This window comes from Paenibacillus gorillae, assembly GCF_000513275.1.
In the GTDB taxonomy this organism is placed as follows: domain Bacteria; phylum Bacillota; class Bacilli; order Paenibacillales; family Paenibacillaceae; genus Pristimantibacillus; species Pristimantibacillus gorillae.
The window spans coordinates 1-10,029 of record NZ_CBVJ010000148.1; the positions used below are offsets into that span (position 1 = coordinate 1).

Genomic DNA, 10,029 nt, shown 5'->3' on the forward strand with positions numbered 1-10,029 from the left:
ATTATAGGGTTTTCGACAATCCAGCTGCGAAGCTGGTCGAAAAGCCCGATCAGAAATTTGATTGCTCATTACTTTGTTTTATCGCTTTTTCTTACGAATGGCGAACCATTCATAAGGGCAGTTTTGCTCGTTGTTCAGTTTTCAAAGAACAATTTCTTTTGCGTGTCATCCGCGTGTGTTTCAGCGGCGACTTAGATAATATATCATGTATGCCCAACTGAATGCAACCCTTTTTTTAAACTTTTTTCAATCTTTTTTAATGGATATTTCTACCTGTAGTTTCGTACATTCAGCGCGTAACGGGACAGCTCTTTTGGGGAAGCAATTCGCGCATACATCCGGAAGATGATTTTATAGCGCCGGGTAATTGCTTGCTTAATATCTCCATCCAATCGATTGTCGCTCAGATCAAGCAGCATTTCATCTAATTCTTTACGCAGGACGTAATCGAGTTCTTTGCATTCTTTGTCGTTGAATAGGATTCCTAGCATGTTTATTGTGCGCCCTCCTAAGGTACAATCCGAGTTCGTAGCTTTTTAACAACAAAAACGGCGCCCGCGCTTTCGCATCACGACGCCGCTTTACTGTTATGCACAATAAACAGGAATTTTATTACACAGGTCTCATCATTTGCATCAACCAAATGCTGACCGTACTTTCAATAACAGCTGCTACAAGCAAACCTACTGTAAGAATAACGACTACCGGTACGCTGCGGATAACGAAAAACTCAATCGCCTTTCCCGCTTCCCCTACCTTACGATTAGGCAGAATTGCCGCAAGCAGCATTTTCCACACGAGAGCACCGAACTTCATTCCGTATGCACTTGCGATTACGATAGCCGGTATTTCGATAATACCGTGCGGCAGCAAGCCAACCAGTGTAACGAACATATCACCCGTGCCGTTTGTAACAGCGATGTGCTGCAGCAGATAACCGATAACCATTCCATTCAGTACAAGGAAGAACATCGGGATCAGTCCGAAGAACGAACCTATATAGATGATAAAGACCGACTTGATCGCATTGTTCAAAAAGATAAAAATCATAAATGCCAGAGTCGGATTGCTGCTCTCTTGCAGCGTATTGGCCAGTCCTCCGAGCGCAGCCAATTGCTGCTCCAAATAATTAGCGAACGCTGTATTCGTCCCGCCAACGAAGATGCCTGCTGCAAACAGTATGTACCCGAAAGTAATATATGGCCCCATTGCTTTGAAGTGCGCCCTAATGGCGTTCCATTTAAATATGGTCGTCTCCCCCTCTTCCGTCACCAGAATTCGAACAAGCATGAATAACTTTGTTGTACGAGCATAGATTGTACTAGAACAAGCTTTCAAAAGAGAGGAGAGCCTGCCTGAGATGAATTTCTTTTATGTATTGAACGGCCGTAAAATCAAGCGTTACTTCCTGCTGTCGCTGGCCCTGGTTTTTTCCGTCGGTATTATTTACGCTGAACGGGACAACATCACCGTCTTCTCACCGCAGCAGCCGGCTGCTATTTACAGCGTGCCGACCGAGAAAAAAGTAATTGCCCTGACCTTCGATATCAGTTGGGGAGAGAAACGAACGGAACCCATCCTGCAAGTGCTGAAAGAAAAAGGCATTACGCAAGCTACATTCTTCCTATCGTCGCCTTGGAGCCAGTCCCATCCGGATATCGTCAAAAAAATTCTCGATGCCGGCTATGAGATCGGAAGCCACGGCCACAAGCATGACAATTACAGCAAGCTGAACGACGATGAGATTCGTACCCAAATTAAGACCGCGCATGCCATCTTGTCCGACATTACCGGAAAACAGCCAAATCTGCTCCGCCTCCCTAATGGAGATTTCGACAAGCGGGTGCTCCGTATCGCCGAAGAGCTCAACTATAAGGTTATCCAATGGGATACCGATTCCATGGACTGGATGAGTATCGGCACTGATAAAATCATTAACCGCGTCGTCAGCCGCGCGCATAACGGCGATATTGTCCTCATGCATGCAAGCGATTCCGCTAAGCAAACAGCTGAAGCGCTCCCGTCCATCATCGATCAGCTTCGCTCCAAAGGCTATGATTTCGTTTCCGTTACGGAATTGATCTCACAGACTGAAGCACAAGGAAGCGCTGTTAAAGACAAAACGACCTCAACTTCACTGGCGGAAAGATTGAATGCCGCAGAAGAGTAATGAAATAGGAGATATAAGCCTCAATTAAGCAACCGGCTTTGCGGATGGCGCAGAGCTGGTTGCTTCTTTTTGCAGCAAGCGCGGCAGCATCAGAATTTGGTACGCATTGCAAGCGAACAGCGGAATCATCATGAAAACGATGGCCGTCATATTCGTCTCGCCTTGCAGAGCTGGCCATGCCTCAATAAAGGTAATGAAGAACATCAGAAACAGCGTAGGAATAAAAGCGCTGCGATTGGTTTGCTTTACTTTTACATAAGCTACGGCAAGGGAGCCTATCGCCAGCCCTAACGGCAGCACCCAGAAGAACCAGTCATTCGTCCGCTGCCCAAACAACAGATATCCTAATCCGCCAAAAGCAAATAGCGTTGTATAGCCTTGTAGCGCATTCCATAAATAGCTTTTTCGGAAGACGCTTAACGCAATATAGTTCAAAGTCAAATAAGCAAAGAAGCCCATCTGGCTAAATGCCCCCATCATTAGGCCGACAAGCGCCATCATCAGAGCATTCATGCTCGCAGCGTTCAGACCCATTACGCCGAACTCACTATCCAAACCGCGCATAATGGAACCGAAGACAGCCGTCACGACAGCGCCAACCGCCATACAGCTCCAAAAAAGAAAAAACCATTTTCGTAAAGTCACGATTCTGACCCTCCCAAATTTTATGTGAACCGGTATACCTACCCATTTCACCAAGTTTTATTTTAACACGTTCCCATGAAAAAGCTAAGCCGCAGGCATGATAATCCGGTGAACTTTAAAGCATACTACTTCATAATAACAACAGTCATGCCACAGAAGGGAGATAAACGGAGCATGCTTAGAAAATGGGCTTTATTAACGGCTCTATGCGCCGTAACATTCGTACTGACCAGCTGCGGTGCCGAATCATCGGGATCAAGCCAGCAGACAAGCTATAAAGACATGAAATCGATGGTTATCGACATCCTGAAAACGGAGGATGCACAAAAGGCGCTGCAGGAATCCGCGTCACAAATGTCCGGGTATAACGCCAGCGCATCGAAGCTTCTATCCGTTCAAGATCAAGAGCAGGTCCGGCTGGCAGTCAAGGAGGTACTGGTTGCACCGGAATATGATAAAGTACTCAAAACGCTAATGACGGACACCCGTTTCGCAGGAGAGTTCGCAAAAGCGGTCAATAAGCAGAACAAAGACATTCATAAACAGCTGCTCAAAGACCCGAGCTATCAGGAGCAATTAATTAAGGTCATGAAAAGCCCGGAAATGGATAAAATGATTCTTGATGTTCTCCAAAGTACGCAATACAAAAAGCAAGTTATGTCTTTGATGCAGGAATCTATGCAAAATCCGTTATTCCGTCTGGAAGTGCTGGATCTGATGAAGAAGGCCGTCCAAGAGGAGCTCAAGCCTAAACCGAACGAGAAAGTCCAGAAGAGCGGCGGCCAATCGGGTGAATCTCAAGGCGGTGATGATTCCGGCGACTCCGAAGAGGAATCAGGCTCCGGCGACTCGCAAGGCCAAGATTCATCCACATAAGCTTATAAAAAAGCCTCAGCTTCGCGTATCGGCAGGAAGTTCCTATGCCGATTTCGCAAGCCGAGGCTTTTTTTGTATCGAATTATTTGCCGCAGCGATCGATAACCCGATCCGCCAGTTCCAGGTATAGCTGTCCTGTTTCCGACTCGGCTTTGTATACCGAAGGCGAGAAATCAGGCTCGGAAATATGGTTGTCCGGCTGGCCCAGCGGGATTTGTGCAAGCAAGTCGGCATGAAGTGACTCTGCTAACTTCGCGCCGCCTCCGCGTCCGAATATATATTCCGGCTCCCCGCATTTGCTGCATTTGTAGTAGGCCATATTTTCAACGACGCCAATGATCTCATGATTCGTCTTAATTGCCATCGCACCTGCACGCGCTGCTACGAAAGCTGCTGTGGCATGTGGTGTCGTCACGATGATCTCTTTGCTTTGCGGAATGATCTGATGCACATCAAGTGCAACATCTCCAGTTCCCGGAGGCAGGTCTAATAACAGATAGTCTAACTCGCCCCACTCGATTTCGGAAAAGAAGTTCCGCAGCATTTTGCCCAGCATCGGGCCGCGCCATACGATCGGACTGTTGTCTTCAACGAAGAAGCCCATCGAAATGACTTTTACGCCAAACCGCTCGATCGGAATGACCCGATCGTTCACCAGCTCTGGGCGTGTCTCGATACCCATCATATCCGGTACGCTGAAGCCGTAAATGTCGGCATCCATAATACCGACGCGCTTGCCTTTTCTAGCTAGTGCTACGGCCAGATTGACCGTTACGGTCGATTTGCCGACCCCGCCCTTACCGCTGGCAACCGCAATAAATTCTACTTTGCTCTCTGGGTCAAGCAGCGAGCTAGTCAGCCCCGCGCCGTGGCCCTGCACGGGAGCCGATTCCGCTGCGGGCTGCTTGTTCGCAGCAGCAGATCCCGCCCCGCTGCCTTGCGCCGGCTGTGCCTCGCGGAAGCGGAAGTGCACCGCTTCGGCGCCTGCTTGCGTAAGCGCCTCGCGCAGCGCCGATTCCAGCGCCGGCTTCGTCTCGGCGCTTGCCAAGACGACCGTCAATGAAACTTGACGGTCCTTTACAACGACATCGCGGAATTGCACTGCATCCGCGCTATATGCTTCCGTCACTGAACCGACGGCTTCTAATGCCTCTTCTCGCGTTAACATAGGGATGTCCCACCTTTATATGTAGTGCTGCTAATTCGCTTGTTTGTAATGATTATAACACAATGCCAGCGATTAGTTTACAGGCGGGCTAATCTTCTCCCCTGACGTATAACGTAATATGCCTTGATAAATCGATGCCGCCACCTTCCGCTGATAATCAGCATCTGCCAGCTGCGAAGCCTCTCCAGGGTTGGACAAAAAGCCAACTTCCACAAGTGCCGTCGGAATATGATCCAGTTCCTTGAGCAAATAGACCGTTTTTTGCGTCGCTGCCACCCGGCTTGTATTTTCAAGATTGCGTTTGATTTCATCCTGGATCAATAACGCCAGCCCTTGGTTCTCAGGATGATTATCCGGATGGTAGAACGTTTGTGCGCCTGACCATTTTGCCGACGGAATGCTGTTCATGTGAATGCTTACTGCAAGCGTTGCTCCGCTGTCTTTGATTTGACCTACTCTGCGCTGCAAGTCCTCGGTCTTTCGCTTGCTGTACGCCCGCGTGTCACCGCTCGCCAGATCGTAATCGCCTTCCCGTGTCATGGTGACAATTGCCCCTGCCTGCTGGAGGTAATCCCGCAAGTACAGAGCAATAGCCAGATTTAAATCTTTCTCGACGACGCCCTGCTTGCTCACAGCTCCTCCATCTACACCGCCATGTCCCGCATCAATAGCAATGGTTTTGCCTGACAGCGGCAGCGTCCAGTAAGTAGAGGTTCGAATAACGGGATTGCCCTGTGTGAAAATAAACCATGTCAAAACAAGGGCCACTGCTCCCGCTGTCAGCCGAAGCACTCCCTTGTAGGTCATCCATACGACAAACCGTCCTCTTATTCGGCGCATAAAAAAAACCACCCCGTCCCCTTTCAAATGATAACCTCTCTTAGCCATTAGCCATGAATGGATAAGCTCTATATCATTTATATGGGACAAGATGGTCTTTTATGAGTTCCGAACAGAAGGAAAGCATGTCAAGCTTCATTCCGGTTAACCGGTAATTAGCCGACAGACTGTTCCGACATACCCTCAATCAAGATTTTAGCAACTTCCGGACGAGAGAACTCCGGCGGCGGACAAATGCCATCACGGAGCAATGCGCGAACCTTCGTTCCCGACAGCGTCAGATGATCTTCCTTGCCATGCGGGCAAGTTTTTGTCGTCGCCATATTGCCGCATTTCGTACAGAAGAAGCTATGCTCGAAGTAAAGCGGCGTAATGCCGAGATCTTCGACTGGAATCGTTTTAAGCAAATCTTGCGCTTCGTAGGTACCATAGTAGTCGCCTACACCAGCGTGGTCGCGGCCGACAATAAAGTGGCTACAGCCATAGTTTTTCCGTATAAGCGCATGAAAGATCGCTTCACGCGGACCGGCATAACGCATAGCCGCTGGGAACACGCCCAAAAATACGCGATCGCTCGGATAATAATTCTCCAGCAGTGCGAGGTAGCTCGTCATCCGTACGTTAGCTGCCACATCATCCGATTTCGTCTCGCCGACGAGCGGATTCAGGAACAGGGCATCGACGATCTCCATCGCCACTTTTTGAATATATTCATGCGCCCGGTGAACCGGGTTGCGAGTCTGGAAGCCAACGACCGTTTTCCAGCCCTTATCCGCAAAAATCCGGCGAGTTTCGCTTGGATCGAAGTAGAACTCCCCGAATTTCTCTGGCTGCGGGCGATTCAATACGGTAATAGCGCCGCCTACGTATGTGGAAGGACGCGTCAACAGCTTCTGTACGCCCGGATGCTCCAGATCATCCGTTTTAAATACTTGAACCGCTTCATGCTTGTGATCAACCGAGTAAATGCTCTCAATATCGATAATCGCGTACGTTACGCCGTTTTCGCCAACCAGTGAAGCACGGGTACCAACTTGCAATTGAGCTGCTTTCGTTTCTTCGACAGCAAGCGTAATCGGAATGCTCCATACCGTACCATCACCAAGACGCATACGATCAACTACAGAATGATAATCCGCTTCGTTCAAAAAGCCGGTAAGCGGCGAGAATGCGCCTACGCCAATCAGATCCAGATCGGATACCGTCCAGGAGTTAATAACGATGCTTTGCAGACCTTCCGATTCTTTCAGCAGTTGTTCGCGCTGCGAGCCTTCTGCAACACGATTAACGAGTATGCCGCCATGAGGTGAAATTTGAGTCATTTCGGTTAATCCCTCCTAAGTTGGGATCATGATTATAATTCAACGCTTATTTATGCAAGCCGCATTCCGTTTTTTCTTGACCCGACCAGCGTCCTGCGCGAGGATCTTCGCCTGGCATAACTTGACGCGTGCAATACTCGCAGCCGATACTCGGGTAGTAATTGTCATGCAGCGGGTTGTAAATGACATCATTCTCACGAATGTAGTTCCATACATCCTCGGTAGTCCAGCCTGCGATCGGGTTAAACTTAATGAGACCGAACTTTGTATCATATTCTACTTTCTTAGCATTCGCGCGGGTCGGTGCCTGATCACGGCGGATACCCGTAATCCATGCATTATATTTCGTTAAGATGTTCGTAAGGGGCTGAACTTTCCGAATGTTGCAGCATTGATTCGCATCGCTTTTCCACAGCTCAGGACCGAATTGCTCTACTTGCTCCTCCGGCGTAATCTCCGGCTGTACACGAACAAATGGAATGCCTGGATAGCGCTCCACCATACGGTCACGCGTCTCATAGGTTTCTTTGAAGTGGAAATCGGTATCCAAGTAGAAAATGTCAGTTGTCGGGCTTATTTTTTGCAGCATGTCGACGAGAACAACGTCCTCCGCGCCAAAGCTGCAGGCAAAGGTAATGTTAGGGAATGCTTCTACCGCATACGCCAATATTTCTTCTGCAGTCGCATTTTCAAGCTCTACCGCCTTTTGCTGCACTAACGCTTCTTTTTCGAATAAGTTCATGTTGGCCCCTCCATGGTTTAATTCCTAGTAAATTCGTATGTTATTAATTAAATTATACTTGCTCCCGGGAAAATGTTCAAGAGGTTTTGTTCAAAATGAATTAAAGTCCTTGTAAAAGGATCAGATTCGTTGTTTTAGTGCTTTCTTCAAGCAAAAAACGCCTCTCCGGATACCGGAAAACGTTGACTGCAAGGCATTAGTAGTAATCACTTTAAATACAACAAAAAAACCTCTGACCCATAGGGCCAGAGGTTTGATTTTCCTTTGAACAAGGAATTAACGTTTCGAGAATTGTGGCGCGCGACGAGCCGCTTTAAGACCGTATTTTTTACGTTCTTTCATACGTGGGTCACGAGTCAGGAATCCTGCACGTTTCAGAGCTGGACGCAGTTCAGCGTCAACTTTCAGAAGTGCGCGGGAAATGCCATGACGGATAGCGCCTGCTTGACCGGACATACCGCCACCGTTTGCAATTACGAGCACGTCGTATTTTGCAAGCGTGTCAGTCAGTACGAGCGGTTGCTTAACGATAAGCTTCAGCGTTTCCAGACCAAAATATTCGTTCAGATCGCGTTTATTAACAATGATTCGTCCTTCACCCGGCACAAGACGTACACGTGCGACAGAGTGTTTACGACGACCCGTTCCATAGTATTGCACTTGAGCCATGAAACTGTCCTCCCCTTATTAGCCGCGAAGTTCGTAAACTTCTGGATTTTGTGCTTGATGCGGATGCTCCGAACCAGCGTATGCTTTAAGTCTAAGCTTCATTGCGTTACCTTGACGTGTTTTTGGCAACATGCCGTGAACAGCCAGTTCGATTACGCGGTCAGCTTTTTTAGCGATCATTTCGTGAGCAGGCGTTACTTTAAGGCCGCCTGAGTATCCGGAATGACGGTAGTAGTTTTTGTTTTGCATTTTCTTACCAGTCAAAACAATTTTGTCAGCGTTAACTACGACTACGAAGTCGCCTGTGTCAACGTGAGGCGTAAATTGCGGTTTGTGCTTGCCGCGGATCAGGCTGGCAGCTTCAGAAGCAAGACGACCGAGCGTTTTGCCTTCCGCATCGATGATGTACCATTTACGCTCAACTTCATTTGGCTTAGCCATATAGGTGGTACGCATGGATGATCCTCCTTGATTCGTTTACAGTAAAGTTTTAATTTTATAAACAACGTTTCACGTTTGTTATTAATCTGATGTTGCTCGCCAAGTTTGTGAATTCTCAGTCGGGGCTGTGGGATAGCCACTAAGAAAGCACAAGTTATATTCTACTATACAAAGTAGCCTAAAGCAAGCAGTTTACGCGATTTTTCTTCAAGTTTCAGCCGGATATTCCACGTTCACGAGCATCAGTCCATGAGACATTGCTGTTGGTCCTGCCAAGGCTCTGCTTCGCCCTTCTAAGATGCGTTTCATGTCTGCAGGCTTTCGCTTTCCTTGGCCGACTTGAAGCAAGGTACCCATGATAACCCGAACCATATTGTACAGAAATCCGTTGCCGGTAATGTACATATGAAGCATCGAGCCCTGCTGCTCGAAGTACGCGTCATATACGATCCGTATATGATGCGGTTTTGTTGAATGAATGGATGTGAATGACGTGAAGTCATGCTCGCCAATCAAATGCTTCAACCCTTCTTGCATCGCTTCCACTTGAAGGCGCATCGGATGATGAAACGCGTAGCGGCGTTCAAACACATTCGGAAACTTCCCCATATCGATCGTATACCGATACGTCTTCCGTTTGGCAGAGCGCCTGGAATGAAAGGACAGCGATACTTCATGTACTTCCAGGATCACGATATCTTTAGGAAGCCTTGTATTCAGCGCAATGGCCCAACGTTCTGCAGGAATCGTAGATTCCGTTGCAAAGTTGAACACTTGTCCCTGCGCATGTACGCCGGCATCTGTTCTTCCCGAACCGAGAATAAGAATATCTTCTCCTGTCAGCACCTGAATCGCCTTTTCAATCTCCTGCTGTACGGTCCGACCGTACGGCTGCGATTGAAAGCCGTTGAACTCTGTTCCTTCATAACTTACCGTCGCGCATAAATTCCTCATCTCGACACCTCTTTCCCCACAAGACCCTTGCTGCTTCTTTCTTTATTCCCCTGCCCGGGCATCGAAGCGCAGTGAAAGCCTTGAAGGGTATGCATTTTCGTGAAATTTAAAATAAGCATCGAATGCGGAATGAAAGGTTTGAACTGAAGAAGCGCAGCGCTCGCTTTTGTGAGCGGATTTCTGCCGCAGCGCGGCTATAATC

General features: G+C 48.2%; 13 protein-coding genes. 3 read left to right on the plus strand and 10 right to left on the minus strand.

The annotated features are described in order from the left end of the window. Nucleotides 1-221, plus strand: a 221-nt coding sequence (locus TY10_RS31925; protein WP_238328078.1) for a hypothetical protein, incomplete at its 5' end; no start/stop codon positions are given. A 48-nt stretch (nt 222-269) separates the two neighbouring features. Here the strand turns inward: TY10_RS31925 and TY10_RS27920 are convergent. Together TY10_RS27920 and TY10_RS27925 are read right to left on the minus strand one after the other, a co-directional pair. After that, nucleotides 270-491, minus strand: a complete 222-nt coding sequence (locus TY10_RS27920; protein ID WP_042171374.1) for a hypothetical protein — start codon at nt 489-491, stop codon at nt 270-272. 121 nt (nt 492-612) lie between these two features. Further along, nucleotides 613-1,290 (minus strand): stage II sporulation protein M, encoded by a 678-nt coding sequence (locus TY10_RS27925; RefSeq protein ID WP_042171448.1) that lies wholly within the window; start codon nt 1,288-1,290, stop codon nt 613-615. Nucleotides 1,291-1,360: 70 nt separating this feature from the next. Here TY10_RS27925 and pdaB point away from each other — a divergent pair, with 70 nt between their 5' ends. Then, on the plus strand, nt 1,361-2,170 hold the full coding sequence (pdaB, locus tag TY10_RS27930) for a polysaccharide deacetylase family sporulation protein PdaB (protein WP_042171376.1): 810 nt from the start codon (nt 1,361-1,363) through the stop codon (nt 2,168-2,170). A gap of 24 nt (nt 2,171-2,194) precedes the next feature. Here the strand turns inward: pdaB and TY10_RS27935 are convergent, their stop codons facing one another. Continuing rightward, a complete protein-coding gene (locus TY10_RS27935; protein WP_042171378.1) occupies nt 2,195-2,815 on the minus strand; it encodes a KinB-signaling pathway activation protein in 621 nt (206 codons plus the stop codon). A 174-nt stretch (nt 2,816-2,989) separates the two neighbouring features. On the opposite strand from TY10_RS27935, the gene gerD reads away from it, so the two are divergent. Further along, nucleotides 2,990-3,691 (plus strand): spore germination lipoprotein GerD, encoded by a 702-nt coding sequence (gerD, locus tag TY10_RS27940; RefSeq protein ID WP_042171380.1) that lies wholly within the window; start codon nt 2,990-2,992, stop codon nt 3,689-3,691. Between the two features lie 82 nt (nt 3,692-3,773). Here gerD and TY10_RS27945 read toward each other — a convergent pair whose 3' ends face one another. The 7 genes from TY10_RS27945 to truA form a co-directional block, all read right to left on the minus strand. Further along, entirely contained in the window at nt 3,774-4,859 is a 1,086-nt protein-coding gene (locus tag TY10_RS27945; RefSeq protein ID WP_042171382.1) for an Mrp/NBP35 family ATP-binding protein, read from the minus strand. A 72-nt stretch (nt 4,860-4,931) separates the two neighbouring features. Then, nucleotides 4,932-5,699 (minus strand): N-acetylmuramoyl-L-alanine amidase CwlD, encoded by a 768-nt coding sequence (cwlD, locus tag TY10_RS27950; RefSeq protein ID WP_042171450.1) that lies wholly within the window; start codon nt 5,697-5,699, stop codon nt 4,932-4,934. 155 nt (nt 5,700-5,854) lie between these two features. Next, complete coding sequence (sat, locus tag TY10_RS27955; RefSeq protein WP_042171384.1) at nt 5,855-7,021, minus strand: sulfate adenylyltransferase; 1,167 nt, start codon at nt 7,019-7,021, stop codon at nt 5,855-5,857. 46 nt (nt 7,022-7,067) lie between these two features. Further along, nucleotides 7,068-7,763, minus strand: coding sequence for a phosphoadenylyl-sulfate reductase (locus TY10_RS27960; protein ID WP_042171386.1), 696 nt, complete (start codon nt 7,761-7,763; stop codon nt 7,068-7,070). Between the two features lie 276 nt (nt 7,764-8,039). Further along, complete coding sequence (gene rpsI, locus TY10_RS27965; protein WP_042171387.1) at nt 8,040-8,432, minus strand: 30S ribosomal protein S9; 393 nt, start codon at nt 8,430-8,432, stop codon at nt 8,040-8,042. Between the two features lie 18 nt (nt 8,433-8,450). Next, the gene (gene rplM, locus TY10_RS27970; protein ID WP_042171388.1) at nt 8,451-8,888 is read right to left on the minus strand and encodes a 50S ribosomal protein L13; all 438 of its coding nucleotides are present in this window, start codon (nt 8,886-8,888) and stop codon (nt 8,451-8,453) included. A 192-nt stretch (nt 8,889-9,080) separates the two neighbouring features. Then, a complete protein-coding gene (gene truA, locus TY10_RS27975) occupies nt 9,081-9,827 on the minus strand; it encodes a tRNA pseudouridine(38-40) synthase TruA (RefSeq protein ID WP_042171390.1) in 747 nt (248 codons plus the stop codon). Nucleotides 9,828-10,029: the final 202 nt, after the last annotated feature.

Bases quoted from the DNA above. Each gene is read 5' to 3' on its own strand.
- TY10_RS27945 (WP_042171382.1), bottom strand. From the start codon at position 4,859: ATGTTAACGCGAGAAGAGGCATTAGAAGCCGTCGGTTCAGTGACGGAA.
- TY10_RS27960 (WP_042171386.1), bottom strand. From the start codon at position 7,763: ATGAACTTATTCGAAAAAGAAGCGTTAGTGCAGCAAAAGGCGGTAGAG.
- rplM (WP_042171388.1), bottom strand. From the start codon at position 8,888: ATGCGTACCACCTATATGGCTAAGCCAAATGAAGTTGAGCGTAAATGG.
- TY10_RS27920 (WP_042171374.1), bottom strand. From the start codon at position 491: ATGCTAGGAATCCTATTCAACGACAAAGAATGCAAAGAACTCGATTAC.
- truA (WP_042171390.1), bottom strand. From the start codon at position 9,827: ATGAGGAATTTATGCGCGACGGTAAGTTATGAAGGAACAGAGTTCAAC.
- gerD (WP_042171380.1), top strand. From the start codon at position 2,990: ATGCTTAGAAAATGGGCTTTATTAACGGCTCTATGCGCCGTAACATTC.
- cwlD (WP_042171450.1), bottom strand. From the start codon at position 5,699: ATGCGCCGAATAAGAGGACGGTTTGTCGTATGGATGACCTACAAGGGA.
- rpsI (WP_042171387.1), bottom strand. From the start codon at position 8,432: ATGGCTCAAGTGCAATACTATGGAACGGGTCGTCGTAAACACTCTGTC.
- sat (WP_042171384.1), bottom strand. From the start codon at position 7,021: ATGACTCAAATTTCACCTCATGGCGGCATACTCGTTAATCGTGTTGCA.
- TY10_RS27925 (WP_042171448.1), bottom strand. From the start codon at position 1,290: ATGCTTGTTCGAATTCTGGTGACGGAAGAGGGGGAGACGACCATATTT.
- pdaB (WP_042171376.1), top strand. From the start codon at position 1,361: ATGAATTTCTTTTATGTATTGAACGGCCGTAAAATCAAGCGTTACTTC.